The sequence below is a fragment of the Nocardia sp. NPDC052316 genome (assembly GCF_044547795.1).
Lineage (GTDB): Bacteria > Actinomycetota > Actinomycetes > Mycobacteriales > Mycobacteriaceae > Nocardia.
Genome location: NZ_JBIUBB010000002.1, coordinates 601,509 through 627,924, shown reverse-complemented (window position 1 = coordinate 627,924; position 26,416 = coordinate 601,509). Strand labels below are relative to the sequence as shown.

The 26,416-nt window shown below is 68.1% G+C and carries 25 protein-coding genes; 15 read left to right on the top strand and 10 right to left on the bottom strand.

What is annotated here, in order from left to right; genetic code table 11:
* The first annotated feature begins 3 nt into the window (after window positions 1-3).
* A complete protein-coding gene (locus ACIHA7_RS09620; protein WP_397287510.1) occupies window positions 4-1,089 on the top strand; it encodes an S-(hydroxymethyl)mycothiol dehydrogenase in 1,086 nt (361 codons plus the stop codon).
* A 22-nt stretch (window positions 1,090-1,111) separates the two neighbouring features.
* Here ACIHA7_RS09620 and ACIHA7_RS09615 read toward each other — a convergent pair whose 3' ends face one another.
* A complete protein-coding gene (locus ACIHA7_RS09615) occupies window positions 1,112-1,771 on the bottom strand; it encodes a TetR/AcrR family transcriptional regulator (protein ID WP_397287508.1) in 660 nt (219 codons plus the stop codon).
* 108 nt (window positions 1,772-1,879) lie between these two features.
* Between ACIHA7_RS09615 and ACIHA7_RS09610 the strand changes: the two genes are divergently transcribed.
* The 7 genes from ACIHA7_RS09610 (at window position 1,880) to ACIHA7_RS09580 (ending at window position 9,974) form a co-directional block, all read left to right on the top strand.
* Window positions 1,880-2,815: a hypothetical protein gene (locus ACIHA7_RS09610; RefSeq protein WP_397287506.1), complete on the top strand. Its 936-nt coding sequence runs from the start codon at window positions 1,880-1,882 to the stop codon at window positions 2,813-2,815.
* Between the two features lie 143 nt (window positions 2,816-2,958).
* Complete coding sequence (locus tag ACIHA7_RS09605) at window positions 2,959-4,143, top strand: ROK family protein (RefSeq protein ID WP_397287504.1); 1,185 nt, start codon at window positions 2,959-2,961, stop codon at window positions 4,141-4,143.
* Window positions 4,144-4,165: 22 nt separating this feature from the next.
* Entirely contained in the window at window positions 4,166-5,671 is a 1,506-nt protein-coding gene (locus ACIHA7_RS09600) for a sugar ABC transporter ATP-binding protein (protein ID WP_397287502.1), read from the top strand.
* Window positions 5,668-6,708, top strand: coding sequence for an ABC transporter permease (locus tag ACIHA7_RS09595; RefSeq protein ID WP_397287500.1), 1,041 nt, complete (start codon window positions 5,668-5,670; stop codon window positions 6,706-6,708). Before ACIHA7_RS09600 ends, ACIHA7_RS09595 begins: the two co-directional genes overlap by 4 nt.
* A gap of 19 nt (window positions 6,709-6,727) precedes the next feature.
* On the top strand, window positions 6,728-7,774 hold the full coding sequence (locus ACIHA7_RS09590; RefSeq protein ID WP_397287498.1) for a substrate-binding domain-containing protein: 1,047 nt from the start codon (window positions 6,728-6,730) through the stop codon (window positions 7,772-7,774).
* Window positions 7,775-7,788: 14 nt separating this feature from the next.
* Window positions 7,789-8,952: a Gfo/Idh/MocA family protein gene (locus ACIHA7_RS09585; RefSeq protein ID WP_397287496.1), complete on the top strand. Its 1,164-nt coding sequence runs from the start codon at window positions 7,789-7,791 to the stop codon at window positions 8,950-8,952.
* A complete protein-coding gene (locus ACIHA7_RS09580; protein ID WP_397287494.1) occupies window positions 8,949-9,974 on the top strand; it encodes a sugar phosphate isomerase/epimerase family protein in 1,026 nt (341 codons plus the stop codon). Before ACIHA7_RS09585 ends, ACIHA7_RS09580 begins: the two co-directional genes overlap by 4 nt.
* A 1-nt stretch (window position 9,975) precedes the next feature.
* Here the strand turns inward: ACIHA7_RS09580 and ACIHA7_RS09575 are convergent, their stop codons facing one another.
* Window positions 9,976-10,866: a hypothetical protein gene (locus ACIHA7_RS09575; RefSeq protein ID WP_397287492.1), complete on the bottom strand. Its 891-nt coding sequence runs from the start codon at window positions 10,864-10,866 to the stop codon at window positions 9,976-9,978.
* Window positions 10,867-11,076: 210 nt separating this feature from the next.
* Between ACIHA7_RS09575 and ACIHA7_RS09570 the strand changes: the two genes are divergently transcribed.
* The 3 genes from ACIHA7_RS09570 (at window position 11,077) to ACIHA7_RS09560 (ending at window position 15,053) form a co-directional block, all read left to right on the top strand.
* Window positions 11,077-12,240, top strand: a complete 1,164-nt coding sequence (locus ACIHA7_RS09570) for an aminotransferase class V-fold PLP-dependent enzyme (protein ID WP_397287490.1) — start codon at window positions 11,077-11,079, stop codon at window positions 12,238-12,240.
* Window positions 12,241-12,361: 121 nt separating this feature from the next.
* On the top strand, window positions 12,362-13,855 hold the full coding sequence (locus tag ACIHA7_RS09565) for an FAD-dependent oxidoreductase (RefSeq protein WP_397287488.1): 1,494 nt from the start codon (window positions 12,362-12,364) through the stop codon (window positions 13,853-13,855).
* A gap of 76 nt (window positions 13,856-13,931) precedes the next feature.
* Window positions 13,932-15,053 (top strand): diguanylate cyclase, encoded by a 1,122-nt coding sequence (locus tag ACIHA7_RS09560; RefSeq protein WP_397287486.1) that lies wholly within the window; start codon window positions 13,932-13,934, stop codon window positions 15,051-15,053.
* Between the two features lie 2 nt (window positions 15,054-15,055).
* On the opposite strand, the gene ACIHA7_RS09555 is transcribed toward ACIHA7_RS09560, so the two are convergent.
* Window positions 15,056-16,102, bottom strand: a complete 1,047-nt coding sequence (locus ACIHA7_RS09555) for an alpha/beta hydrolase (RefSeq protein ID WP_397287484.1) — start codon at window positions 16,100-16,102, stop codon at window positions 15,056-15,058.
* A 96-nt stretch (window positions 16,103-16,198) separates the two neighbouring features.
* Here ACIHA7_RS09555 and ACIHA7_RS09550 point away from each other — a divergent pair, with 96 nt between their 5' ends.
* Window positions 16,199-16,942 carry a copper homeostasis protein CutC gene (locus ACIHA7_RS09550; protein ID WP_397287482.1) on the top strand — a complete coding sequence of 248 codons (744 nt, stop codon included), beginning with the start codon at window positions 16,199-16,201 and terminating at the stop codon, window positions 16,940-16,942.
* A 42-nt stretch (window positions 16,943-16,984) separates the two neighbouring features.
* Here ACIHA7_RS09550 and ACIHA7_RS09545 read toward each other — a convergent pair whose 3' ends face one another.
* The 3 genes from ACIHA7_RS09545 to ACIHA7_RS09535 form a co-directional block, all read right to left on the bottom strand.
* The gene (locus ACIHA7_RS09545; RefSeq protein ID WP_397287480.1) at window positions 16,985-17,893 is read right to left on the bottom strand and encodes a cutinase family protein; all 909 of its coding nucleotides are present in this window, start codon (window positions 17,891-17,893) and stop codon (window positions 16,985-16,987) included.
* 160 nt (window positions 17,894-18,053) lie between these two features.
* A complete protein-coding gene (locus tag ACIHA7_RS09540; RefSeq protein ID WP_397287478.1) occupies window positions 18,054-19,136 on the bottom strand; it encodes a fatty acid desaturase family protein in 1,083 nt (360 codons plus the stop codon).
* A 298-nt stretch (window positions 19,137-19,434) separates the two neighbouring features.
* Window positions 19,435-19,668, bottom strand: coding sequence for a hypothetical protein (locus ACIHA7_RS09535; protein WP_397287476.1), 234 nt, complete (start codon window positions 19,666-19,668; stop codon window positions 19,435-19,437).
* Window positions 19,669-19,686: 18 nt separating this feature from the next.
* On the opposite strand from ACIHA7_RS09535, the gene ACIHA7_RS09530 reads away from it, so the two are divergent.
* Window positions 19,687-20,325 carry a hypothetical protein gene (locus tag ACIHA7_RS09530; protein ID WP_397287474.1) on the top strand — a complete coding sequence of 213 codons (639 nt, stop codon included), beginning with the start codon at window positions 19,687-19,689 and terminating at the stop codon, window positions 20,323-20,325.
* Window positions 20,326-20,483: 158 nt separating this feature from the next.
* Window positions 20,484-21,926 (top strand): short-chain fatty acid transporter, encoded by a 1,443-nt coding sequence (locus tag ACIHA7_RS09525; protein ID WP_397287472.1) that lies wholly within the window; start codon window positions 20,484-20,486, stop codon window positions 21,924-21,926.
* A 1-nt stretch (window position 21,927) separates the two neighbouring features.
* On the opposite strand, the gene ACIHA7_RS09520 is transcribed toward ACIHA7_RS09525, so the two are convergent.
* On the bottom strand, window positions 21,928-22,488 hold the full coding sequence (locus ACIHA7_RS09520; protein WP_397287470.1) for a DoxX family protein: 561 nt from the start codon (window positions 22,486-22,488) through the stop codon (window positions 21,928-21,930).
* A 32-nt stretch (window positions 22,489-22,520) separates the two neighbouring features.
* Window positions 22,521-23,279: a dioxygenase gene (locus tag ACIHA7_RS09515; protein ID WP_397288702.1), complete on the bottom strand. Its 759-nt coding sequence runs from the start codon at window positions 23,277-23,279 to the stop codon at window positions 22,521-22,523.
* A gap of 97 nt (window positions 23,280-23,376) precedes the next feature.
* Here ACIHA7_RS09515 and ACIHA7_RS09510 point away from each other — a divergent pair, with 97 nt between their 5' ends.
* Window positions 23,377-23,829, top strand: coding sequence for a MarR family winged helix-turn-helix transcriptional regulator (locus ACIHA7_RS09510; protein WP_397287468.1), 453 nt, complete (start codon window positions 23,377-23,379; stop codon window positions 23,827-23,829).
* Between the two features lie 14 nt (window positions 23,830-23,843).
* Here ACIHA7_RS09510 and ACIHA7_RS09505 read toward each other — a convergent pair whose 3' ends face one another.
* A complete protein-coding gene (locus tag ACIHA7_RS09505) occupies window positions 23,844-25,076 on the bottom strand; it encodes a glycosyltransferase (protein ID WP_397287466.1) in 1,233 nt (410 codons plus the stop codon).
* Between the two features lie 3 nt (window positions 25,077-25,079).
* The gene (locus ACIHA7_RS09500) at window positions 25,080-26,369 is read right to left on the bottom strand and encodes a glycosyltransferase (RefSeq protein WP_397287464.1); all 1,290 of its coding nucleotides are present in this window, start codon (window positions 26,367-26,369) and stop codon (window positions 25,080-25,082) included.
* Between the last annotated feature and the right edge of the window lie 47 nt (window positions 26,370-26,416).

The following is a 26,416-nucleotide window of genomic DNA, read 5'->3' as shown; positions in this document are numbered from 1 at the left end:
TTTGTGTCCGAAACCGTTCGCGGTGTCATCGCCCGCCGCACCAGCGCCCCGGTCGAGCTGGTCGACGTGGTGATCCCTGATCCCGGCCCGCACGACGTGGTGGTGCGGGTGCAGGCCTGCGGCGTCTGCCACACCGACCTGCATTACCGCGAGGGCGGCATCAACGACGAGTTCCCGTTCCTGCTCGGCCACGAGGCCGCGGGCCTGGTCGAAACCGTCGGCGACGCGGTCACCCACGTGACCGTAGGCGATTTCGTCATCCTGAACTGGCGGGCGATCTGCGGCGAATGCCGCGCGTGCCGGCGCGGGCGACCCTGGTACTGCTTCGACACCAGCAATGCGGGCAAGAGCATGACGCTCACCGACGGCACCGAGCTCACCGCCGCGTTGGGCATCGGCGCGTTCGCCGACAAAACCCTGGTCCACGAAAGACAGTGCACCAAGGTCGATCCCGCCGCCGACCCCGCGGTCGCCGGTCTGCTCGGCTGCGGCGTGATGGCGGGCATCGGCGCGGCAATGCACACCGGCAATGTCTCGCGCGGGGACACCGTCGCGGTGATCGGCTGCGGTGGTGTCGGCGATGCCGCGATCGCAGGCGCTGGTCTCGCCGGGGCGGCGACCATCATCGCCGTCGACCGCGACCCCCGAAAGCTCGCCTGGGCCGAGCAGTTCGGCGCCACCCACCTGATCGACGCGAGCGCCGAGGACGTGGTCGAACGGATCCAGGAACTCACCGACGGCTTCGGCGCCGATGTCGTGATCGACGCCGTCGGCCGCCCGGAAACCTGGAAGCAGGCCTTCTACGGCCGCGACCTGGCGGGCACCGTCGTCCTGGTCGGCGTGCCGACCCCGGAGCTGACCCTCGATATTCCGCTGATCGATCTGTTCTCGCGCGGCGGGGCGTTGACATCGTCCTGGTACGGCGACTGTCTGCCCGAACGCGACTTCCCGATGTTGATCGATCTGCACCGCCAGGGTCGGCTCCCCTTGGAACGCTTTGTCACCGAACGTATCTCGCTTGACGAGGTGGAGAAGGCGTTCACCGCCATGCGGCACGGCGACGTACTGCGCTCGGTCGTGGTGTGGTGACGGCTGTGCGGCCGGGCTCCGGCTAGCGCGGCGGTAGGAGCCCGTTCACTATGGCCGCCAGCCCTTTCCGATGGGTATCGCGATAGGTCAGCTCACCCCACTGATCGGCGATCGCGGCGAGTGTCGGCAGCTCTTCGGCGTCGAGCCGATCCATGGTCGGGTCGGTGACCGACTCCAGCCGCGCCTTCCTGCGCTCCCGGTTCACCCGGATGATGAGGTCACCGACGATGTAGTACCAGATGGTGCGGTACACGTCGACGGCCTCCTCGGTGCCGCAGCCGCACTCGACAGCCGCGGCCACCATCAGCTCGACCATCCCCATCGCCGAGGGCACGAACAGCGGGTCGGCGGTCAATACCTCGATGATCCACGGACGCTCGGCAAGGCCCTCGTACAGGGCACAGGCGACTTCGAGGAGCCGCGCACGCGGGTCGTCGGAGAATTCTCGCCGCGGAATGTGGCGGGCATGCGACTCCAACAGCAGCAGCAGGAGCGCGTCCTTGTCCCGCACATGGTGATACAAGGCCATCGGCGTGCTGCCCAGTTCCTTCGCCAACCGTCGCATCGACAGACCGTCGGCGCCTTCGGTCCGCAGCAGTCGATCGGCGGCGACGACGATGGCGTCCTGCGAGAGACGCGGTGGTCGGCCCACCTTTCCCTTGCGATCCGTTGCTCCGGTCATCGAACCATCTTCCCCTTCGCGGTTCGCCCCTGAAATCAGGGGCGGTCCGTCGCCTGTGTTGAAGTGGGCGCTGCCACCTGGCGGATCGGATCGGATCGGGAGTGCTTGATGACAGTTGTCGACCCCACGGAAAGCGTCGTCGTGTTCATGGTGGGTGCCGACCCCGACGACGGTTTCCTCGCCATGGTGCACACGCAGGACGAGCACGCGGTGCGGCGTGCATGGCAGGAGTTGGTCGCAGAGCACGGCATTGGGGCCGAGCAGGTGACGGCGGTGGTCGCGGAGTGGCAGCCGTCGGCGGCGGACGCCGTGTTCATCGAGCAGACCTTCGGCGCGGTCGATCTGTCCTACCTGTTCGAACGTCCCGCGGCGGACGGCTGGGATGCGGCGTTCGCCGCGGCGCGCGTCGCCCTGCAAGCCGAGATCGAGCGTCGCGCCGCGGATCCGGCAGCGACGGCGTTGATCGAGGAGAGCACCGCGGACGGGGTTGTCCTGCCCGTGCTGCGCAGCCGTTCACTGCCCGGCAGCGATATCGTCCGGGACGCGATGGAGTACCTCGAGCTCGGTGAGCACGTCTACGCCACCTTGGCGCGCATGGCGAAGACCCCGCGCGGCACCATCGCGCAGGTGCCCCTGCTGAATCACGACTTCGCCGACCGCGAGGATGTCGTCACGCAGTTCACCAACGCGGCCATCGCCCTGGCCGACGGACTGAGCCTCGAGGGCTGGGACACCGAAGACGGTCCGATTGCTCGCGTGTTCCGGCAGGACAGCTTTCAGGGTGGTTCCGCGATTCTGTTGCCCAGGTTCCACACCTGGGTTGCCGACGCGACCGGCTGGCAAGACCTCGTCGTAGCCGTGCGCTGCGCCGATGAATTGCTCGTGACGCCTGCGGATTCCCCGATGGCCGAGCGGTTGCGGCGCGACATCTCCACTGCCGAGCCGGAGTGCGCCGAGCTCCGGCCGACGCTGTTCCGGATCACCGGCGACGGGCTGGAGAACGTGGAGTTCGTGCTCGAGAGCAGCGCCGCCACCATGAGCTGATCTTCGCGCGATCCAGCGCGATTCGACCCGACAACCCGCTTTGTCCTGTCAGAGAACAAACTTCGTCTCGATCTGTCGAAAGCACCCACAGAACGCGTCGAAGTGCGGTTGAATTCGCTCAGTTGCAGAGAAAGAAGCATCTGATGCGGATCGCGGCACGACCTGAAAATGCCCACCAGGCCCGGATTTTGCGGCTGCTGCGGGATCGGGGGCCGCAGTCGCGGTCGGAGTTGGGTCAGCCGATGGAGCTGTCCCGGTCCAAGCTCGCGGTGGAGCTCGATCGGCTCGCCGCGCTCGGATTGGTCGAGGCCGGCGGGTTGGCGGCGTCGAGCGGCGGCCGGCGGTCGGCGATCGCCACGCTGGCGTCGGGTCTGCGTTTCGCGGCCATCGATATCGGTGCGACATCCATCGACGTCGCGGTGACCGACGGGGAACTACGCGTGCTCGGGCAGCTGTCCGAGCCGTGCGATATCCGGCAGGGACCGGCCGCGGTGCTGGAGCGCGCCCTGGATCTGCTCGGCAAACTACGCGCCGACCCGAGCATGTCCGGGCGGCTGCACGGGGCAGGCGTCGGCGTGCCTGGCCCGGTGAGCTTCCGCGAGGGCATGCCGGTCGCACCGCCGATAATGCCGGGCTGGCACCGCTTTCCGGTGCGCGAGGCCGTCGCCCAGGAGCTCGGCTGCCCGGTGCTGGTCGACAACGATGTGAACATCTTGGCGCTCGGTGAAATGCAGGCAGGCTCCGCACATTCGGTGGCGGATTTCCTGCTCGTCAAGGCGGGCACCGGAATCGGCTGCGGCATCGTCGTCGACGGCGGCATCTACCGCGGGGTCTCCGGCAGCGCCGGCGACATCGGCCACCTGCGGATCACCGACGACGGACCGGTCTGCGCCTGCGGAAACAGCGGCTGCCTCGAGGCGTACGCCGGTGGCGCCGCATTGGCCAGAGAGGCCACCGCCCGCGCCGCGCGGTCACCGTTCCTGACCGACCGCCTCGCCACCGCGGGCGCACTCACCGCGACAGACCTGGCCGACGCCGCCGCGGCCGGAGACCCGTTGGCGGTGGCCATGATTCGAGACGCGGGCACCCATCTCGGGACCGCGCTGGCCGGGTTGGTCAGCTTCTTCAACCCGGGCCTGGTGGTGATCGCGGGCGGGCTCACCGGGTTCGGGCATCCGCTGCTCGCGGAGATCCGCAGCGTGGTCTACCGCAGGTCGTCGCCGCTGGCCACCGGCAATCTGCCGATCGTGCTCTCCGAGCTCGCCGAGCTCGGCGGGGTGATCGGCGCCGCGCGGCTGATCAGCGATCACATCTTCAGCGTCGCCTGACGACACGGCAAGGAACCCGGCCATGAACACCGTGCTGACCATGCGGGGCATCGTCAAGGACTTCCCCGGCGTGCGCGCCCTCGATCACGTCGATCTCGACGTCCGCGCCGGTGAGGTGCACTGCCTGCTCGGGCAGAACGGCGCGGGCAAGTCCACGCTGATCAAAGTGCTTGCCGGAGCGCATCATCCGGACGCGGGCGAACTGCACTGGCTCGGCACACCGGTGCGGCTGTCCGGCCCCGCCGCCGCCACCCGGCTCGGCATCGCCACGATCTACCAGGAACTGGACCTGTGCGACGGCCTCGACATCGCCGAGAACATCTTCCTCGGGCACGAACAGGCCCGCGCCGGATTCACCCGCCGCGCCTCGACCGCCCGCGCCGCGACCGCCCTGCTCGAGCGCCTCGGGCACGGGGAGCTCCGGCCGGACACGCTGGTCGCCACACTGCCCGCGGCGGCCAAGCAGGTGGTCAGCATGGCGCGGGCGCTGTCCTACAACGCACGCCTGATCGTGATGGACGAACCCTCCGCCGCGCTCGGCAACGACGAGGTGGCCAATCTCTTCCGCATCATCGATCAGTTGCGCGCGGATGGCGTTGCGGTCGTGTACATCTCGCATCGGCTCGACGAAATCCGCACCATCGGCGACCGGATCACCGTGCTGAAGGACGGTCGCACCGTCGCCACCGGACTACCCGCCCGCACCACCGGCACCGACCAGGTCGTCGCGCTGATGACCGGCGGCAACGGCGCCGAAGAACTACTCGCACAACAGCCGTCGCACCCGGCGGACGCCGCCGAGGTGCTCCGGGTGAGCGGACTCGGCCTGACCGGACGCTTCCGGGATATCTCGTTCGCGGTGCGCGCCGGCGAGATCGTCGGTCTCGCAGGCTTGGTCGGCTCGGGCCGCTCGGAAGTGCTGGAAACGATCTACGGCGCACGGCCCGCGTCGGCGGGGCTGGTCGAGGTCGACGGTCGCCGGGTCCGTCCGGGCAGCACGACCGCCGCGGTGGCCGCCGGGATGGGGCTGGCGCCCGAGGAGCGGAAATCGCAGGGCTTGTTCCTGCTGGAATCGGTGGGGCGCAACATCTCCGCGGCGGCACTGCCGCGCTATTCCCGGTTCGGCTGGTTCGACCGCCGCAGGGAACGCGCGGAGACCGGCGGCGTGCTCGCCAGGGTCGGCGTCCGCCCCGCCGACCCGAACTACCCCGTGCGCGGGCTCTCCGGTGGCAATCAGCAGAAGACGGTGCTGGCCCGCTGGCTGCTGGAGGACTGCCGGGTGCTGCTGCTCGACGAGCCGACCCGCGGCGTCGATGTCGGTGCCCGCGCCGAAGTGTACGCGCAGGTCCGCGGGCTGGCCGAACGGGGTGTCGCGGTGCTGCTGGTGTCCAGCGACCTGCCCGAGCTGCTCGGGCTGGCCGACCGGGTGCTCGTGCTGCGCGACGGCGAGATCATCCACGCGGCGGCCGCGGCCGAGCTCACCGAGCCCGACATCATCGCCATGATCATGGAAGGGAGTGCGCTGTGACCGAACGCATCCACAGCACACCCACGGTGCACACCGAGGCGAAACCTCCTGCGGCGGAAGGTGTTCCGCCGCCCGGCAGCCGCCGCAAGGCCGGACGCGGTGAACTACGCAAACACCTGACGCTGATCGTCGCGCTGATCGCGCTACTGCTCGTCGGGGCGTTGACCAAGGGCGAGGACTTCCTCAGCACCGGCAACATGATCACCATCCTGACCCTGGCTTCGGTCATCGGCGTGGTGACCGTCGGCATGACGTTCGTGATCATCGGCGGTGGCATCGACCTGTCGGTCGGCGCGATCATCGCGTTGGCCTCGGTCTGGTGCACCACCACCGCCACCCAGTCCTACGGGGTGGCCGGGATGGTGCTCTGCGCGCTCCTCGTCGGCCTCGGCTGCGGAGTACTGAACGGGGCGCTCATCGCCTACGGCCGGTTGGTGCCGTTCATCGTCACGCTGGCCATGATGGTGGCCGCGCGCGGGCTGGCCGAGCAGATCTCGGGGCGGCAATCCCAGCTCGTCACCACCGACCTGCTCGCCCTCGCACAGAACCGGGTGCTCGGCATTCCGCTGCTGGTCTATCTCTTCGTCCTAGTGGTCGCGATCGGCTGGATCGTGCTGGAGCGCACCACCTTCGGCCGACGCAGTGCGGCGGTGGGCGGCAATCCGGAGGCGGCCCGGCTGGCGGGGATCGACGTGCGCAGGCACACCCTGCTCCTCTACGCGGCGTCGGGCCTGTGCTGCGGCATCGCCGCCGTCATGCTCACCGCGCAGACCACCACCGGCACCAGCACCAACGGCCAGCTCTACGAGCTGGACGCGATCGCCGCGGTGGTCATCGGCGGGACGCTGCTCAGCGGCGGCTTCGGCACCATCACCGGCTCGATCCTCGGCGTCCTCGTCTTCACCGTGATCGAGGACCTGTTCATCCTCAACAACCTCGAACAACCCATCCAGGCGATCGGCAAGGGGGCCATCATCGTGGCCGTCCTGCTGTTCCAGCGCTTCGGTCGCGCCCGCGCGGTCCCCACCCTCACCTGAACTCTCACCAAGGAACATCATGGGCTCCACACTCTCGCTCCCCCGCCGCGGCATCCTGCTCTCCGGCCTCGCCGCGGGCGCAGGCGTCCTCGCCGCCGCGTGCACCTCGAACGACACCACCGCCAGCACGCAGGTGGCCGGCGGCACCGGCGACAACTCCGCTGCGGGAAAGCAAGTGCGCGTGGGGTTTTCCGCGCCCGCCGCCGATCACGGCTGGACCGCGGCGGTCACCCGCAACGCGCGAGCGCAGGCCGAGAAGTTCGCCGACCTCACGCTGAACGTCACCGAGGGCACCAACGACGTCAGTCGCCAGATCGAGCAGGTGCAGTCGATGATCAACCAGAAGGTCGATGTACTCGTGGTGCTGCCGTTCGACGGCAACGCGCTCACCGAGGTCGCGAAAAACGCGATGGCCGCCGGGATTCCGGTGATCAACCTGGATCGGGTCTTCGCCTCGGCGCTGGCCTACCGCACCTGGATCGGCGGCGACAACTACGGAATGGGCGTCAACGCAGGCACCTTCATCGTCGGCAAGATGAAGGACGCGGGCATCACCGATCCGGTGATCGTGGAGATCGCGGGCATCGACAATCTCCAGCTCACCCAGGAACGCAGCCGAGGGTTCCAGGACGCTATCGCCGCCGCCGGATTCCGCGTCGCGGCACGGCAATCCACCGATTTCACCGCGGCGGGCGGCCAGCAGGTCGCCAGTCAGATGTTGCAGGCGACGAAGAAGATCGACGCGATGTGGAACCACGACGACGACCAGGGCATCGGCGTGCTCGGCGCGATCAAACAGGCGAATCGGTCCGGTGAGTTCGTCATGGTCGGCGGCGGTGGCTCAGCCCAGGCCATGCGCGAGATCCAGGCGGGCAACTCACCGCTGCAGGCCACCGTGCTCTACAGCCCGGCCATGGCGTCCTCGGCGGTGGCGCTGGCCCGGCTGCTCGGGCAGCGCCGGGCGCTCGGCGATCTCGCCGAACACGATGTGCCCGCGAAGATCACGACGTTCTCCGCGGTGGTCACCAAGGACAACGCCGAACAGTACCTAGCGAACGGCTACTGACCGATCGGAGCCAGATGACCTCGACAGACCGCCGCACCCTCGGCATCGGGATGGTCGGCCACGCCTTCATGGGGCGCGCCCATTCGCATGCCTGGCGAAGTGTGGACGCGTTCTTCGACCTACCGTGGCGGCCGGTGCCCGTCGTGCTCGCGGGGCGCGACGCCGATCGGGCCTCCGCCGCCGCCGCCCGGCTCGGCTGGGCCGGTGCGGTGGGTGACTGGAAACAGTTGCTCGACCGCGACGATGTCGATCTCATCGATATCTGCACGCCCGGCGACAGCCATGCCGAGATCGCCATCGCCGCACTGCGAGCAGGCAAGCACGTGCTGTGCGAGAAGCCGATGGCCAATACCGTCGCCGAGGCGGAGTCGATGGCCGCCGCAGCCGAACAGGCCGCCACCCGTGGGGTTCGGTCGATGGTCGGGTTCAGTTATCGACGGGTGCCCGCGCTGGCGCTGGCCCGAAACCTGGTGGCGCAGGGCCGGATCGGCACCGTCCGGCATGTGCGCGCGCTGTATCTGCAGGATTGGCTCGCCGATCCCGGCGCACCGCTGACCTGGCGGCTCGATCGGCGGCGCGCCGGGTCGGGGGCGCTCGGCGATATCGGCGCGCACATCATCGACGCCACCCAGTTCGTCACCGGGGAGACGCTGACGGGGGTGTCGGCGTTGCTGGACACCTTCGTCACCGAACGCCCGCTGCCGGACGGGGACGGCCGCGGTCCGGTCACAGTGGACGACGCCGCGCTCTTCCTCGGGCGGTTGTCCGGTGGCGGCCTGGCCTCGTTCGAGGCGACCAGGGTGGCCGCCGGGCGCAAGAACTCGCTGCGCCTCGAGCTCAACGGTACCCACGGCAGCCTGGCATTCGACCTGGAGTCGATGAACGAGCTGTGGTTCCACGACCACACCGAGGAACCGGCGACCGCCGGGTTCCGCCGCATCCTGGTCACCGAGCCGCAGCACCCCTACACCGGGGCCTGGTGGCCGCCCGGGCACGGGCTCGGTTACGACCACACCTTCACCAACGAGGTGGCCGATCTGGTGATCGCGATCGCGGCGGGCAAAGTCCCGAGCCCGGGGTTCGCCGACGGGCTCGCGGTGCAGCGGGTACTCGCCGCGGTCGAGGCGAGCGCGGCGGACGACGGGCGCTGGACCGTCATCGGAGGAGGACAACAATGAGACCGATCACGCTGTTCACCGGGCAGTGGGCCGACCTGCCGTTCGAGCAGGTGTGCCGGCTCGCGGCGGAATGGGGCTACGACGGGCTCGAAATCGCCTGCTCGGGCGATCATTTCGAGGTGGACAAGGCACTCGCCGATCCCGACTACTCGGCACGCAAGCGCAAGATTCTCGAACGACATGGACTACAGGTTTTCGCCCTGTCCAATCACCTTGTCGGTCAGGCCGTCTGCGACCACCCGATCGATGAACGGCACCGGGCCATTGTGCCCCAGCGCATTTGGGGCGACGGCGAGCCGGAGGGCGTACGCCGCCGCGCCGCCGCCGAGATGGCCGATACGGCACGGGCGGCCGCGCAGCTCGGCGTGCGCACGGTCGTCGGGTTCACCGGCTCGAGTATCTGGCACACCGTCGCGATGTTCCCGCCCGTGCCACCGGAGACCATCGAGCGCGGCTACCAAGACTTCGCGCAGCGCTGGCATCCGATCCTCGACGTGTTCGACGCCGAAGGAGTCCGTTTCGCGCACGAGGTACATCCCAGCGAGATCGCCTACGACTACTGGACCACCGTGCGCACCCTGGCCGCCATCGAGCACCGCCCCGCCTTCGGCTTGAACTGGGACCCTTCGCATTTCATCTGGCAGGACCTCGATCCGGTCGCCTTCATCCTGGACTTCGCCGACCGCATCTACCACGTGGACTGCAAGGACACCAAGGTCCGCTGCGGCGACGGCCGCCGCGGCCGCCTCTCCTCCCATCTACCGTGGGCCGACCTGCGCCGCGGCTGGGACTTCGTCTCCACCGGCCGCGGCGATGTGCCGTGGGAGGACTGCTTCCGCGCCCTCAACGCCATCGGCTACACCGGGCCGATCTCCATCGAATGGGAAGACGCGGGCATGGACCGTCTCGCGGGCGCCCCCGAAGCCCTCGCCTACGTCCGCGGGCTCAACGCCATCACGCCACCGAGCGCCGCGTTCGACGCGGCATTCCGCTCCGACCGGCCCGCAACACCCGAGCGGTGATTCACGCGTCCGCGGTTTCCAGTTGGGAAACGTTGCCGAACACGGCGACCGCGACGGCTCCGCCGATGGCGAGGACGAAGCCTGCACCGACGAGCCATTCGAGGCCGGGGCGCGCGCTGTCGCCGAGGAGGAGTACGCCGACGATGCCGGGGATGACGGTCTCGCCGACCACCAGCGCGGCGGTGGCACCGTTCACCGAACCGAGTTGCAGCGCGACGGTGTGCAGGTAGAAGCCGCTGATGCCGGCGATCGCGATGGTCCAGGCGGCGGGGTCGGCGAGCAGGGTCGCGATGTCCAGCGGGTCGATGCCGTGCACGATGCGCACCGCGATCGCCAAGGCGCCGAACAGCATTCCGGCAGACAAGCCCGCGGCTACCGCGCCCCTGGAGCCGAGGCGGCGGACCACCAGTTGACTGCCGGCGAACAGCGCCACCGAGCCGATCAGGACGCCCCAGTGCAGCACCGGGTTGTCGCTGCCGCCGCCTTCGTGGCCCGCGGCGGCGCCGAGTGCGGCCAGCGCGAGGATCACCGTGCCGATCGCCAGCCAGTCGCGCAGGTGCAGGCGGATGCCGAGGATGAAGATGCCGAGCACCGCGGTGACGATCAGGTTCGCGCTCATGATGGTCTGGGAGAGGAACAGCGGGATCAGGCGCGCGGACACCGCGTTGCCCGCGAAACCAACCACGTCGAGCACGCTGCCGACGATGAACCACACCGACAACGCCGCCGCCACCGTGGCGGCGACGGTGGGCGCGCCGGTCTCGGTGACCTGTCCCCCCACCCCGCGCTCCAGCGCCGCCGCTGCCGACCGGCGTGCGGCATACGCCTGCAGGACCGACCCCAACCCATACCCCACGCAGGCAAGCAACGCGGCGATCAAACCGATCAGCATGCAATCAGTCCCACCGGCGGCACGCTCGTCGTTTCGATCACGATCGACCATAACGTTCGCCAACCAAAGGATCTTCCACCGGCACCGCACCACCTCGTCCGAACCGGGCAAATCTTCACTACCGCAACAAGTGGACGCATTGCCCGGTTACACCGTACTCTTCATGCAGTAGAACTGGACACGTCGTCCACTTGATTCGGAGGTACCGCGATGACCGCGACCAGCGCCGCCACTCCCCTTGCTCGCGAACACTTCCCGGCCGCGCGCCGCTGGTCCTACCTCAACCACGCCGGAATCAGTCCGCTGCCGCAGCCTGCGGTCGACGCGATGCATCGGCGCGCGACCGAGGTTTCTCTGGACGGCGAGTTCACCTATCCGGCGCACAGTGCCGAGATCGAGCGGGTGCGTGCGTCGGCCGCACGGTTGATGGGCGTGCCGTCGACCGATGTCGCGTTCGTCAAGAACACCACCACCGGACTCGGTATGGTCGCCAACGGTCTGGACTGGTCCCCCGGCGACCGCGTGGTCGTACCGGATCTGGAATTTCCGTCCACGCTCTACCCGTGGCTGGCGCTGGCCGATCGGGGCGTTCGGGTGGATCGGGTGCGGCCCGAGGGGACCGGCGGAAAGCTCACCACGGCGGCGTTCGTCGATCGGATTCGAGCCGGGCAGCCACCGAAGCTGGTCGTCACCAGTTGGGTCCAGTTCGGCCGGGGTTGGCGGGTCGATCTCGCGGAGCTGGGCCGGGCGTGCCGCGAGGTCGGCGCGTTGCTGTGCGTGGATGTGATCCAGGGGCTCGGCGTGATCCCCGCCGAATTGGCGCGTTGGGGCGTCGATTTCGCCATGGCCGACGGGCACAAGTGGCTGCTCGGCCCCGAAGGGTGCGGCGTGCTGTACGTGCGGGGTTCGCGACTCGAGTTGCTGCGGCCGCTGGAGCCCGGCTGGAATTCGGTGGCGCACCGCGAGGAGTGGGACAACCTCGAGCTGGTATTCGACGACACGGCACGGCGTTTGGAAGGCGGCATGCCGAATGTCACCGGCATCGCCGCCCTCGGCGCCTCGATCGATCTACTGCACGCGGCCGGGATCCCCGCGATCTGGTCGCATGTCGACCGCCTGTGCGAACTCGCCTGCTCGGGTCTCGCCGCGATCGGCGCAACCGTGCTGTCGGACCGGTCCCCCGAAGGACGGTCCGGCATCGTCGCCGTCCACCTCGATGGCCTGCCGATACCGTTGCTGGCCAAGCAATTACAGGCCGAAGGCATCGCCGTGTCCGCGCGTGCGGGCGGCCTGCGCATCTCACCGCATGGATACAACAACGAACACGACATCGAGCGTTTGATCGACGCCGTAGCCAAGTCGACCCGAGCCTGACACCGGCATACCCGGCCTTTCCGACCGAGCGGAACTGTTCGGCAAGTCGTCCAACCCGGTCCCTCGGTGTCGCATACTCGGGGCACGCGCGCCTCGCGTTCGCCGACCCGTAGGAGTTCCCATGGATCTCGCGGCACCCATCTGCATTGTCGGTGCGGGTCAGAGTGGGATTCTGACGGCGGCGAAGCTGCGCGAACTCGGGTTCGAGAATATCGACATTCTCGAGGCGGACTCGCAGCTCGGCGGTTACGCGCAGACCGTCGAGGTCGACGGCCAAATCTATGATTTTCAAGCGCATCTCATCGCCCAGCAGGCTTTCGGCGCGGACCTGGCGGGCACCGCCATCCACGAGCTGATGCGCAGGCATCCGGTCCGGACGCAGCCCGAAGCGCTGTACTTCGTCGGCAGGTCCGAGTCCGGCAAGCCACAACTGGCGGTGCCGCCGCATTTCCGCCCGCTGCTGCAGACCCTCAACCCGGAGCAGACGGTCGACCAGCTGATCGAGGCCTGGAACATCCTCGAGCGGGCGATCCGGAACCGGACCGCGCCGGGGCCCGGCGGTTTGGCGTTCGATCGGATTCCCGGCGAGACCTGGGAGACCTACCGCGCGCGCCACGCACCGCTGGTCGGCGAGATCTTGCAGGGCCTGGTGCTCTACGCCAATATGCGTCGACCGCGCCAGCCCGCCGAAACCATCATCAACATCAATGCCCATATCTGCGGACACGTCTCGCAGCTGGCGAAGCTGATCCTGTCGCTGTATCCGGCGCAGAGGCAGGCACTGCTGGCGCGGATGCCGCCGTCCTTGCTCGCACAGATGGGTTCACGCCGACCGGTCAGCGTGAGCTTCCCGCAGGGGTTCACCAGTTTCCTGCGACAGGTGCTCGATGACCATCGGCTCGCGGTCACGGTGAACAGTCGCGTGACCGGAATCGAACCCGTTGCGCAGCGAGGCGTTCGGGTCACCCACACGGTGGACGGTGAACCGCGCAGCGCGATCTACTCGCATGTGGTGGTGACCGCGCGACCCTCCCGAATTCGAGATATCTTCCCGGCTGGGGAGATTCACGAACTGTTCGCCGAGCAGAACTGTCCGCGGACCTGGACGCGCAGCTACCTCATCAAGGTGCCGCAGGAGATTCTCGCCTTTCCGCGGCGACCGGATTCCCCTGAGCCACTGGGCTTCTGGGTGATCGATCCGTACGGCAGCTACACCGACACCGATCCCGAACAGGCCAGGCACCGCATCACCGCGGCCAACAAGCAGCACCCCGGCCCGTACTGGGTTTGCTTCAGCAACTCCGACACCTCGATCTCGGACGCGCAAGCCTGGTCCCTCGCCAAGGAGAGCCTGTTCCTGTTCCCCGACCCACAGCTGGTCGCCGAGACCATCGCCGAGTGGCCGGCGTACCCCAGTGCGGCCGCGGTCCGGACGGGCTGGTTCGACCGGATAGCGGACATTCAGGGCAGGCACGGCATCTACTTCGTCGGTGAGATCCTGTCCGGTCCCACCGCCGAGTGCATCAGCTCGTTCGTCTGGGACGTGATTCCGCGGTGGTTCGCGCCGCTCGCCAGCGGCCCGTGGGACGACCGACCGGATCTGCCGTTTCCGTAGGCACCGAGTTTTCTTTGATACTTTGGTTGGCGAACTTTCAGTTACCGGAGCTTTGCCAGCGTGAGGCGGTGGATCGGTGACCAACAGTCGAGCGATGGTGCGCGCCTGGTGGCGATACCGGGTCGATTATCGCTGGCTGATCGACACGCTCGAAGCCCACTCCGCGCTCGGGCCGTTGAAAACCATGCTCGGATCCGGCGGCATCGTCCTGGGGTCGATCACGGTGCTCGCGCTGGTTTCGCAGGCGGGCCAGACCGGGCTCGTCGGGGATGTTCAGGCCATCGTCGTGGTCGCGCTCGCCGGGGTGTGGACACTGCGCTGGTGGTTGTTGCCGTGGCCGAGCGAGGTGGAGTCGCTGCTGTGGGTCGCCGGGGTGGATCTCGCCATCACCGCCAACAACGTGATGCTCCAGGATCGCCTGCTCGGCGCGATGGGGTGCGTGCTGCTGGTGACCACGGGCGGATACATCACGATCTTCCACGGTCCGCGGGTGCTGGCTCTGCATGTCGGCTGGTCCGTGGTCTCGATCGTCGTGCTGGCGGCGATGATGGTCCTCGGTGTGCCGGCCGGCCCGGGACACGGGAAGGGCGACGTCGCGCTCGGCCTGGTAGTCGTGCTCGTCGTGCTCGCGGTGACCGTCGTGGTGCTACCGGTCGTGCACTTCTGTAGCTGGCTGCTGCGGGTGGACGCGCTCTCGGATCCGCTCACCAGACTGTTGAACCGGCGCGGTCTCGAATCGCACCTGCCCCGTTTCTTCGGACCGCGCAGCCGCGGCGGCGTCTATGTGGTGACGCTGGACCTCGATCGGTTCAAGTCCGTCAACGACACCTTCGGTCATTCGTTCGGTGACGAGGTGCTTGTACGGACGGCCGACTGTTTGCGGGCGGCGGCCCGACCCGACGCCATCGTCGTGCGCACCGGCGGTGAAGAGTTCATGGTGGTCGGTCATCTGCACGGCGAATCCATCGGTGCCGTCGCCGAGCGCCTGCGGCAGGCGGTCGAGTCGATGCCCGGCCTGCCGAGCCCCATCACCGCCAGTGTCGGAGCCGCGGAATTCGAGCCCGTCCGAACCTACGGGCGGCAGCCCGCCGCGATGCATCGCATCGTGTTCCGCAACTCCGACGCGGCCATGTATCGGGCGAAGCAAATGGGCGGCAACGCCGTGGTGGTCGCCGACCGCCACGACGCGCTCGAATAACCTCAGTCGCTCACGGCGACAGGCGTATCCAACTGCTTGGCCAGCCACGCCAGTGACATCGGATACCGGTAATCGATGCCGCCGTGTTTGGCGTCGAACAGTTCGAAAGCGATGATGTCCGACGGCACTCCGTTGTCGAGCAGTGCCTGCCGGAAAGCCTCGGCGCCGATATCCAGGTACCACTCGTCCTGCGTACCGCCGTCGATCCAGATCGCCCGCATCGACCGCATGGCCTCGGCGTACCGCGGCACCATCCGGACCGGATCCCAGGCCAGCCAGCGTTCCCACACATCGGGTTTCAGCACACCGGTGCGCGAATCGAAGGGCAGCTCGGGTCGTCCGTCCGGGCCCGGCGTGAAACAAGCCGTAACTCCGTACAGCAACAGCAGATCCTGATCTTCGGGCTTGGTGAAGGACACCCGCTGCTGAAACTCCGCCCACCACCGGTGAATATCGCCGTCGTACCCGCGCAGTTGACGCACCGCGTCGGCGAAGCCCGGCAGGTAGCAGTACTCGTAGAGGGCGTCACCGGCGTGAGTTGCCAAGGCGCCGAATAGATCCGGCCGCAACATCGGCGTGATCATCGCGCCGAATCCACCGCTGCTCTTCCCCATGATGCCTCGGTGCGCGCTGTCGGCGACCGTGCGATAGTGCGCGTCGACCCACGGGACAATCTCGTCGCACAGATACGAGTGGTACCGCCCCGTGCCCGCCGAGTCCACGAATTGGCTACCCCCGTAGGCGGTCCACGCGTCGACGTACACAACGATGGCAGGCGGCGCCTCCCCCGTCGCGAACACCTCGTCGGCGGTTTCGGTGAACGGTCGGCGAAACGCCATCCGATTCCGCCACATCGAGATATGACCGGTATAGCCCTGGATCACATAAACCGACGGATACCGTCGATCCCCCGCCTCCTCGTAACCCGGTGGCACATATACCCACAACGGACGTTCATGCGGATCCCGCAACGGATTGTCGCGCAGCAACACACTGTCGAAGACGTGTTCATCGAGGCGTCCGGCGAGCTCAGCAGACCAAGGCAACATGGTCGCGACACTAGTCGCGCACCACCGCGCCCGCCTTCGTATTTTCCGACCACGGCAGGCACCACGCCCGTTGCGATGGGAGTGGATACTTCTCGGGTGCGGATAGAGATCAGTGTCGAGTCCATCGCCGGCGTGCGAGTCGCCGCGCGGGCAGGAGCGGATCGGGTCGAGTTGTGTGCAGGGCTCTCCGACGGCGGTCTGACGCCGAGTGTCGCGCTGATCGAGCACGCGGCGGCCGTCGATATTCCGGTGCATGTGCTGATTCGGCCGCGCCCGGGCGGGTTTCACTACGCACCGGAGGAAATCGCGGTGATGGTCGGTGATATCGCGGCGGCTCGTGCGGCAGGGGCCGCCGGGATCGTGGTCGGCGCGCTGGATTCCTCGGGCGCGCTCGACCCCGCCTGTGCGGCCTTCGTCGACGCGGCCGAGGGTGTGGACGTCACGCTGCATCGCGCGATCGATGTCAGCGCGTCGTCGCAACGGGCGTTGGACCAGGCGATCGCCTTCGGCTTCACCCGCGTGCTGACCTCGGGACGCCGGCGCGCCGTGCTGGACGGCGCACCGTTGATCAAAGACCTGGTGCGGCAGGGTTTCGGGGCGATCGAGGTGATGGCGTGCGGTGGCGTGCGCGCGGCCAATGCCACCCAGGTGATCGACGCTACCGGCGTCGCCGACCTGCACGCCGCCGTGCGCAGGCCGGTGCCCGGAGCCGCGCACGGTGCGGTGTCGTTCGCGGGAGTCGGTGTGCCCCAAGGCTTCGATCGGTTCGAGACCGATCCCGACGAGGTGGCCGCACTGTGCGCCGTCGTTTGTGACCGCAACCAGTTGCCCACGAAGTAATTCGGATCACCGGTCCGGTGACGACACCGGACCGGTCCCGGCTCACCGGCGGGTGGCGTCGATCAACCGCTGCCGCAGCCAGGTCAGCGGTGTGGCTCCCCCGCCGATGGCGTAACCGGGGTAGCTCTGATGGATTCCGGACTTCAGGAAGTCGTCGACCTGCCGCTTGCGCTCTTCGTAGGCCGAGTTGTTGAGCTGATCGGCCAGCAGCCCGAGGCCGCCCGCGGCGAGCGCGTCGGCGATGAGTTCGTTCGCCTGCTGCTGGTAGATGTCGAACATGGCGGGGTTGGGGTTCGAGATCTGCGCGAAGAAGCCGGCGAAGCGTGCGGCGAAGTCGCCATCGGGGGTCGCGCAGTACAAATCGCCTGGGGCACAGAAGGTGTAGGTCTGCGGGCTGAGCCAGCCGAAACCGCCGAGTCGCGGACCACCGGCGCCCGCACCCGCGACGGGCGGGCCGATCAGGGTGTCGGTGGGCGAACGGCGCGGATCGGAGACGAGACCGACGAGTTCGACGCGGTTGGGCGGCACGACACCGAGCCCGGTGCCGATCTCCGCGGCGACGTCACCGGCGGCGTCCGCACCCTGGCTGTAGCCGAGCAGCGCGAATCGCGTGTTGTCACAACGCTGTGCCATCGCGCCGAGCAGGCCACGCGCACCCTTGACGGCTTCCTGCTTGGAGCGTCCGTAGACGTCGCCCTCCCACGGGAACGCGGTCGCCGGGTACGCGACATAATCGGTGACGACATTGCCGGGCAGGTTGTCGGCGGCCGCGGCGAGGATCCCCTTGCCCGGCTCGGTATTCGAGGTCTCCCAGGTACCGGGAATCGCCACGACATACAGGTCAGGGCAGTCCTGCGGGGCGGCGTGCGCGGTCGAGGCGACGCCGACCGGTAGTGCGGCCGTGACCATCGCTGCCGCGCATGCGGCGGTGTGCTTCCATCGCGAAACCATCGTGTACTCCGTGTTCACTGCCGGGTTGGCGCCCGGTCGGCGATGGCGCTCTGTGTCCGCTCGAGCGCCGATGACTGTCTTTCTTCAGGTGGTCATGTCGTCGGGAACGTCCCCTTACCTGGGAACAGTGTCCCCAGAAAGTCCGTCTGACGCCAGCGGTTCAAAGACTACGTTGCCCGCCCGCGAATCGGCCTGCCGTATGCAGATGCGTCAGCGCCTGCGCGTAGGAGTCGAGCAGGCTCGTCTGGCAGTACGGCACACCGAGTTCCGCGCAGAACTCGATGACCATCGGCTGGGCGCGGCGCAGGTTGGGCCGGGGCATGGACGGGAAGAGGTGGTGCTCGATCTGATAGTTCAGCCCGCCGAGTGCGGTATCTACGAGGGCGCTGCCGCGAACATTGCGCGAGGTCAACACCTGTCGGCGCAGGAAGTCGGTGGCATCGTTCTCGCTCAGCACTGCCATGCCTTTGTGGTTGGGTGCAAACGTGCAGCCCATGTAGAAACCGAACAGGCCTTGCTGCACCAGAATGAACGCCACCGCTTTGCCCGGCGAGAGCACCAGGAACGCCGCCGCGAGGAATCCGGCGGCGTGCGCCGCGAGCAGCACGCCCTCCCACCCGCGATGCGGGATCGCCCAGCGGAACACCGCTCGGACGCTCGAATAGTGCAGGCTGCCTGCCTCCAGCAGGAGCAACGGAAAGAAGAGCCAGGCCTGGTATCGGAAGATCAGGCGCCGCAGGCCCGTACCGGTGCTGGCGCGGTCACCGGAGTGCGCCAGGATCCCCATCACGTCGGGGTCGGCCCCCTCGGTGTTGGGGTGGGCGTGGTGGCGGTTGTGATTGCTGGTCCACCAGCCGATGCTCACCCCGGTGGCGAGATTGCCTGCGATCAGGCCGAATAGATAGTTGCCCCGACGTCCGGCGAAGATCTGCCGGTGCCCGGCATCGTGGCCGAGGAAGGCGAGCTGGGCGAACACCGCCGCGAGGAACACCGCGACGGCCAGCTGCCACCACGAGTCGCCGAGGAGGAACAACGCCGCCCACCCGGCGACGAACGCACCCGCGGTGATCGCACTCTTCCAGGCGTAGTACCGCACCCGCCGGTCGAGCAGTCCCGCCTGGCGCACCCGGCGCATCAGCACCGCGTACTCGCTGCCACGCACCGACGGCAGCGGTGACGAGACCCGCGCACTCGACGCGGCAGCGAATCCCGGCGCCGGGCCGGTAGAAGTTCCTGTGACCACGGGCGCCTACGCATCCTGCTAGCAGTGGTGTTCCTTGGGCACTAACTGTCGTCTACGAAGCGGCGGCCACCGACAGCGGGCCTCCGCAAACAGCTGTCCGCCGGCACACGATCGTCCGGCGAGACCACCACCAGGTGAACGCGGGAACGGATCGACGACACATCTGGGTGACAACTCTGGACCCGACGGGCCGACGGGTCCGCAGCCACGACACGTCGCCGCAGGCTTGCGACCCGGCGGTCCCGACGACATCCGGTTCGGACTGCCGAATGCCGCCCGCCGCGGCCTGATACGTGGATCAGCGCCGAAACAAGCGACGCAGCCGACCCCGGATACCGGCGGCCGCCTCGGGTACCGCAGCGGCGGTCTCGACTTCCTGCGCCGCCGTCGCCTGCGCGAATCGCACATGCAACTGCTCGCGCACCTGCTCCGGGGTGTAGGCGCGGCGCCGCCGCTCGGCGCGCACCACCACCACGCCGGTGGCCACCACACCGGCCGCACCCGCCAATCCCACTGCCTTCCACCACCTCATGCCACATAGGCTACGGCCATGACGGGTACGGCCATCACTCTCGATCGCGCGCTAGAGCTCACCAGAACCGGCGACATCTGGTTGTTCCGCGGCCATTCCGCGGCGGACCGGGCGATCCGGATGACGACGAACAGTCCGGTCAATCATGTCGGCATGTCGGTGGTGCTCGACGATCTCCCCGCGCTGATCTGGCATGCCGAGCTCGGCCGGTCGCTGCCGGACATGTGGTCGGGCAACGAGCACCGCGGCGTCCAGCTGCACAATCTGCGCGACGCGGTGCTGGTGTGGGCGAATCGCTATGGCCAGCAGGCGTGGCTGCGCCAGTTGAACCAGCCGGCCACCCGCGAGATGGAAGACAGTGTGCTGCGCACCGTCGCCCGGCTCGACGGCACGCCGTTTCCGTCCACCGCCGGTCTCGCCGGACGCTGGTTGCGCGGCCGTGTGCGCATTCCGCGCCGCAAGCGGCGTCAGGCGGTGGCCCGCGAGCTGGAGAACGCGTACTGCGCGGAGATCGTGGCGACGACGTACCAGGCAATGGGGCTGCTGCCCGCGGATCGCAGCCCGAATTGGTATGACCCCGGCCGTTTTTGGAGCGGCGACCGGCTGCGACTGACCGGCGGCTATGAATTGGGCGACGAGATAGCTGTCCAGATCTGAAAAGCCAGTCCAGTGGCGGTTTCTGCAGATTTGCAGACGATGCCTGCGCAATTCCCCCTTGTCTGTGCAGAGGGTGCCATCAATACTGTCCAACCGAGCCTGTGTGCGGTGCGTCACATCCGTGCGAGGCGGCGTGTGGAAAGTAGAGGAACACCCGAATGACGTCCACGATCGAAGAAGAAGCCAGCTCCGAAAAGGGCCTAGCGCGAGTCGCGCAATCGCTCGCCAAGTGGACGGAGAAGTGGTTCCCGGACGCCTATGTCTTCGCACTGTTAGGCGTTGTCGTGGTCGCCGTCGCCGCACTGGCCAACGGCTCGTCACCGAAGACGGTGGTGAACGCCTTCGGTGACGGCTTCTGGGACCTCACCGCCTTCACCCTGCAGATGGCCATGGTGGTGCTCACCGGCTACGTCGTCGCCACCTCCCCACCGGTGGCCCGGCTGATCGAGCGGCTCGCCACGGTGCCGCAGACCGCAAGCAGCGCAGTGGGTTTCGTGGCGTTCCTGGCCATGTCGGTATCCCTGCTGAACTGGGGGCTCAGTTTGGTGTTCGGCGGCCTGCTCGCCCGCGCCATCGCCCGCCGGACCGACCTGCGCGTCGACTATCGCGCCCTCGGCGCCGCGGCGTTCATGGGGTTGGGTGCCGTGTGGGCACTCGGCCTGTCGTCCTCGGCCGCCCAACTCCAGGCTACCGCGGCGTCGTTGCCGCCTGCCCTGTTGAAGATCACCGGCGTGCTCGACCTCGGCACCACGATCTTCACCTGGCAGTCCATGCTGATGTGCGTGATCATCATGGCGATGACCGTGGTGATCGCGCACGTCTCGGCGCCGAAGGGTGCGGCCATCAAGACCGCCGAGGAACTGGAGGTCGATCTCGACGACCAGCCCGCGGAGGCGACACCGCGCAGCAGGCCCGGTGAATGGCTCGAGTACAGCCGCATCCTGCCGATCCTGTTGGGCGCGCTCACGTTGGGATGGCTGGTCTCCCAGTTCTTTTCCAAGCCGGCGCTCACGGTGGTCAGCAGCCTGAACGGTTATCTGCTGGTCTTCCTGATGCTCGGCTTGGTATTGCACGGCACGCCGCGCAACTTCTTGCAGGCCGTCTCCCTCGCCGTGCCTGCGACGGCGGGCATTCTGGTCCAGTTCCCGCTGTACGCGGCGATGGCCGCCGTCCTCACCAAGGCGAAGGGCCGGGGTGGGCACACCGTCTCCGAGCACCTCGCGGAGTTCTTCACCAGCATCGGCGGCGGCGGCAGCTTCGCCATCGTGATCGCCGTCTACACCATCGCGCTCGGCTTCTTCGTCCCGTCCGGCGGCGGAAAATGGCTGGTCGAAGCCCCGTACGTGATGCAGTCGGCGACCGACGTGCAGATGAACCTCGGCTGGACGGTGCAGATCTACAACGTCGCCGAGGCGCTGCCCACCCTCATCAACCCGTTCTTCATGCTGCCCTTGCTGGCGGTGTTGAAGTTGCGGGCGCGTGATCTCGTCGGATTCACATTCTTGCAGTTCATGTTCCACCTACCGGTGGTGCTGCTGCTCGTGTGGTTGCTCGGGATGACGTTCGACTACGTCCCGCCGATCATCCCCGGTAAACCGTGAATCAGTTGCGCACCAGCAGCACGGCACCGGCGGCCAGCAGCGCGAGGACGATGGCGGCAAGGCCGTAGACCAAGCGGTGCGTGCGCACCACGGGCAGGAAGCGGTCCACGGCGTAGCGGCCGGGACCGGTGAGGGTCAGTGCGGCGGCGGCCGCGGCCAGGATCAGCTCGTACTCGATGCCCTTGGGGGCGAAGAAGGCGCCCGTTCCCTTCACCGCAAGGGCATTGAGCATGGTGCCGACGATGGCCGCGCCCGCGAGCGGCGTGAGCAGCCCGACCACCAGGGCCAGACCGCCGAAGGTTTCGGTCACGCCCGCGACCAAGGCCATGGTTTCACCGGCCGGATACCCCTTACCGGTGAAGAACTTTCCGGTTCCGTCCAGTCCGCCACCGCCGAACATGCCAAACAGCTTCTGCGCGCCGTGCGCGGCCATGGTCAGCCCGACCGCGATGCGCAGCAGGAGCAGTCCGGCGTCGTAGGCGTGCGGAGTCGCGCCGTAACCCGACGCCCCGTCGAGGTCAGCGGTCGAGGTCGACGGCGAAGCTGTTGCGGTGGAACTCATTCGAGGTGCCTTTCAGTGGGGGTACAGGGGGTTCAGCCGAATTGGAGTGAACGTTTGGCCAGGCCGCGCCAGAAGCCGTCGATGACGCTGCGCTGGGTGCCCAGATCGGCGGACGCCGCGCCGAGCGAAACGAACAGCGGAGCAAAGTGTTCGGTCCGTGGATGCGCCAACTGCGCTGCGGGAGCTTTACGTTCGAAGTCGAGCAATTCGTCGAGTTCGCCGGCGGCCAGCGCGCGCCTGCCCCATTCGTCGAACTCCGTCATCACCGGATGCACCGAACCGTCCTGGCTCAGTGCGCGCAGGTTGTGGGTGAAGAAGCCGCTGCCGACGATCAGCACGCCCTGATCGCGCAGCGGGGCGAGCTTGCGGCCGATCGCCAGCAGACCCGCGGGGTCCAGCGTCGGCATCGACATCTGCAGCACCGGCACGTCCGCCGCCGGATACATCTCGACCAGGGGGACGTAGGCACCGTGGTCGAGCCCTCGGTCCGGTGCGTCGTGCACCGACAGGCCGGGTCCGCGCAGTAGTTTGCGCACGTCATCGGCCAGTTCGGGCGCGCCTGGGGCCGGGTAGGTCACCTCGTAGTAGTGGCGCGGGAAGCCGCCGAAGTCGTAGATCAGCGGAACCGTGCCGGTGGCGCCGATGGTCAACGGCGCGTCCTCCCAGTGTGCCGAGATCATCAGCACCGCTTCGGGTTTCGGCAGCTCGGCCGACCACGCGGCCAGCTGGCCCGGCCAGATCGGGTCGTCGGCCAGCGGCGGCGCACCGTGCGACAGGTAGAGCACCGGCATCCGCATCGTCTCGCCATCCTTCCATGTAGTTCAAATTTGAACTTCTAGCCCGATGGTAAATTATTGTTCGAATTTGAACAACCATGAGAGGTGGGCGATGACGGAGCCGCGCTGGCTCGACGACGAAGAAATGCGGGCCTGGACGGCGTTCCTCGCCGCAACGGCGCTGCTGAACCGGCGGATCGAACAGCAGCTCAAGGACGACGCGCACCTGTCACACACCCAGTACGAGGTACTCGTCCGACTGGCCCAGGCCCCCGGCAACGAGCTACGGATGACCGAGCTCTCCGCGGCCCTGTTCACCTCCAAGAGCGGCCTCACCTACCAGATCGACCAGCTCGCGAAGGCGGGCTTCGTCCGCCGCGTCCCCTCCCCCGACGACCCCCGCGGCATCGTGGCAACCCTCACCCCGGCCGGCCGACGCAAACTCGAAGCCGCCGCCCCCGGCCACGTCGCGCTGGTCCGCGAACTACTGATCGACGTCCTGACCCCCGCGCAGCGCAAAGCCGTCGCCGACGGGCTCGGCGAGGTGGCCCGCAGGCTCGGTTGACGTCAGAACGCCGGTCAGCTCCGGTCGGGTGTGCCGAGGGCTTCGGTGTAGACCGCGAGGATGTCGGTCAGGTGGCGGGATTGGCGGGGTTCGTCGGCGTGCGGCGTGAGTGCCTTGCGCATGGTTTCCAGTTGGGTGCGGTCTCGGGCGAGGGATTGCAGGACGGTGGCGATTGCGGATACCGAGGGGTCGGGGGCGCGGACTCCGCCCGCGGCGGGGATGGTTTCGGAGAGTTCGGGGTCGCAGTAGACGATCGGCAGGCCCATTGCCACCGCCTCCAGCAGCACCATGCCCTGGGTGTCGCAGTCGGAGGTCAGGAGCAGCACGTCGTGGGTGCGCATGGCGGTGAGGCAGTCGGCCTGATCGACTTCGCCGTGCAGGTGCACGCGGTCACCGAGGTTCGCCGCGGTGATCGCGGTGCGGGCGCGGTCGGCGAGTGGGCCGCTCCCATAGATGTCGAGGGTGCATTCGCCGACTCGGCGGGCCACCTCGATCGCTTCGAGCGGGCGTTTCTCCATGGACAGGCGGCCACACCACAGGGCACGCAGCGGTGCGTCCTGGGTCGGCGGCGGCGCGCTCGCGGCGCGGACGCGGTCGAGCAGAGCGTCATCGATCCCGTTGGACACCACGTGAATCGGCCGGTCGACGCCGCGAGCGGCCAGGCGGCGGGCGAAGTGATGGGTCGGCACGGTCACCCGATCGGCCGCCTGGGCTTGCGCGATCAGCGGACGCCACGCGAGCCGCGCGATGCGGCCGTCTCCGGGATGAACCGGTGGCTTGCGCGAGCGCACGAAGGCTCCATGTAGCCAGCGCATCGTCAATGCGGCCGGATACGGTGCGGGAGAATATTTTTCGATGACAGTGTCGTCGCGGCTCTGCATGGTCTGCACGATCGGGATGCCGTGCCTGCGTGCGGCGCGGGCGCCGAGGATGCCGCAGCCGTAGGTGGTCAGCGCGTGCACCACATCGATCGGGCCGCGCTCGGCGAACGCGGCATCGATCGCGCGCCGGTTGGCGCGGGTCGGCAGCACCAGCGGCAGCCCGTTCGACATCGCGAACGGCACGGCCTCGAGCACAACGGTGTCGGCCTCGGGCGGCACCGATCCCGGTGCGGGAGCGCAGAATACGGTCACCCGGTGCCCGAGTCCGCGCAGACCGTCGCACAGCGACCGCATGGCGGTCTGCACGCCGCCGAGCGTGGCCGGGTGGAAGTCGGTGCAGATCGCGACGTGCAGCGCATCGCCCACGGGTCAGGCCGACGTCGTGACGGCGAGTTCTTCCACCGCGTCCGCCGCGGCGCGAATGCCGTTCTCGGCCGCCACTACCCGGCCGAGTTCCGCGGCGCGCTCGGCAGCCTCGGGCGTCAACGTCCGAACCAGCGCGTCGTGCAGGCGGTCCTCGGTCAGCGACGGATACGGGAAGTCCGCACCGATGCCGAGCGCCGCGATCCGCCAGCCGTAGAAGAACTGGTCGCTGTGCACGCCGATCACCACCGCGGGCAGCCCGGCGCGCAGCACATCGTGGGTGTTGCCGCTGCCGCCGTGGTGGACGACGGCGCGGCAGCGCGGCAGGACGCGGTCATAGTCGAACGAGTCGAGCACGAGCAGCCTGCGGTCGTAACCGATGCCACGGGGGAAGCCGTCGCCCTTCACCGTCACCAGGGCACGAACCCCCAGCCTGCGGCACACGGCGTCGATCAGGTCGCAGCTGCCGACGGGATCGAGGATCGGCATGCCGGTCATGCAGAAGTAGACGGGCGGCTCGCCCTCGTCGAGCCACTCGGTGAGCACCGGATCGACCGCCGCCTCGCCCCAGGCCGCACGCATATGCGCGGGCAGGATCGGCGCACCGACCACGGTCGCGCGGTCGGGCCAGTCACTCGGTTTCGGCAACAGCACCGGACTCACCATGTGCACCAACGGAATACCGTCCGCCCGGATGCGGCGGAACGGATTCTGCGGCTTGCCCGGCAACCCCATCAGTTCCCGTACCCGTCGATCCATCTTGCGATATGCCAGCCCGTAGGCGAGTTCGAAGGCCGTGTAGCTGGCCAGCCGCACCCGCCGCGAGGCCACCATGCGCTTGACCGTGAACGACGACGGAAACTCCGCGGTGCGTTCCAGCGGATACGGCAACCCGCCGATCACCCGCTGCCCCGTCTTCTCGGCGCGCTCCATCGCCCACGGCAGCGTGGAGGCGCACGACACGATCACCTCGGCCGATTCGCATGCGCCGCAGAGCACCTCGTGCATCCGCTCGCCGCGCTCGCCCGCCATGATCTTGACGGTGTCGCGCATGATCTGCAGGAACGGCAGCGGATTACCGGAGGACAGGCCGCGTTTGGCGGCGGGTGACTCCAGCAGTTCCGCGGAGTTGAACGGGATGACGTGCGGCTCGAAGCCCGAGCGCCGCACCACCTCCGCGTAGTTCTCGGTGGCGGTGATCTCGACCTGATGTCCGCGCGAACGGAATTCGTCGGCCAGGGCGAGATACGGCTGGTGGTCGCCCCTGGTGCCCGCGGTCAACAACGCGATACGCATACTCTCGACTTTCGTTCGTGATCTGGGCGTGCATGGTCGGGATCGGC

Bases quoted from the DNA above. Each gene is read 5' to 3' on its own strand.
- ACIHA7_RS09530 (WP_397287474.1), top strand. From the start codon at position 19,687: ATGACGGGTACGGCCATCACTCTCGATCGCGCGCTAGAGCTCACCAGA.
- ACIHA7_RS09570 (WP_397287490.1), top strand. From the start codon at position 11,077: ATGACCGCGACCAGCGCCGCCACTCCCCTTGCTCGCGAACACTTCCCG.
- ACIHA7_RS09590 (WP_397287498.1), top strand. From the start codon at position 6,728: ATGGGCTCCACACTCTCGCTCCCCCGCCGCGGCATCCTGCTCTCCGGC.
- ACIHA7_RS09565 (WP_397287488.1), top strand. From the start codon at position 12,362: ATGGATCTCGCGGCACCCATCTGCATTGTCGGTGCGGGTCAGAGTGGG.
- ACIHA7_RS09605 (WP_397287504.1), top strand. From the start codon at position 2,959: ATGCGGATCGCGGCACGACCTGAAAATGCCCACCAGGCCCGGATTTTG.
- ACIHA7_RS09575 (WP_397287492.1), bottom strand. From the start codon at position 10,866: ATGCTGATCGGTTTGATCGCCGCGTTGCTTGCCTGCGTGGGGTATGGG.
- ACIHA7_RS09510 (WP_397287468.1), top strand. From the start codon at position 23,377: ATGACGGAGCCGCGCTGGCTCGACGACGAAGAAATGCGGGCCTGGACG.
- ACIHA7_RS09525 (WP_397287472.1), top strand. From the start codon at position 20,484: ATGACGTCCACGATCGAAGAAGAAGCCAGCTCCGAAAAGGGCCTAGCG.
- ACIHA7_RS09600 (WP_397287502.1), top strand. From the start codon at position 4,166: ATGAACACCGTGCTGACCATGCGGGGCATCGTCAAGGACTTCCCCGGC.
- ACIHA7_RS09580 (WP_397287494.1), top strand. From the start codon at position 8,949: ATGAGACCGATCACGCTGTTCACCGGGCAGTGGGCCGACCTGCCGTTC.
- ACIHA7_RS09555 (WP_397287484.1), bottom strand. From the start codon at position 16,102: ATGTTGCCTTGGTCTGCTGAGCTCGCCGGACGCCTCGATGAACACGTC.
- ACIHA7_RS09520 (WP_397287470.1), bottom strand. From the start codon at position 22,488: ATGAGTTCCACCGCAACAGCTTCGCCGTCGACCTCGACCGCTGACCTC.
- ACIHA7_RS09610 (WP_397287506.1), top strand. From the start codon at position 1,880: ATGACAGTTGTCGACCCCACGGAAAGCGTCGTCGTGTTCATGGTGGGT.
- ACIHA7_RS09615 (WP_397287508.1), bottom strand. From the start codon at position 1,771: ATGACCGGAGCAACGGATCGCAAGGGAAAGGTGGGCCGACCACCGCGT.
- ACIHA7_RS09545 (WP_397287480.1), bottom strand. From the start codon at position 17,893: ATGGTTTCGCGATGGAAGCACACCGCCGCATGCGCGGCAGCGATGGTC.
- ACIHA7_RS09500 (WP_397287464.1), bottom strand. From the start codon at position 26,369: ATGCGTATCGCGTTGTTGACCGCGGGCACCAGGGGCGACCACCAGCCG.
- ACIHA7_RS09585 (WP_397287496.1), top strand. From the start codon at position 7,789: ATGACCTCGACAGACCGCCGCACCCTCGGCATCGGGATGGTCGGCCAC.
- ACIHA7_RS09515 (WP_397288702.1), bottom strand. From the start codon at position 23,279: ATGCCGGTGCTCTACCTGTCGCACGGTGCGCCGCCGCTGGCCGACGAC.
- ACIHA7_RS09535 (WP_397287476.1), bottom strand. From the start codon at position 19,668: ATGAGGTGGTGGAAGGCAGTGGGATTGGCGGGTGCGGCCGGTGTGGTG.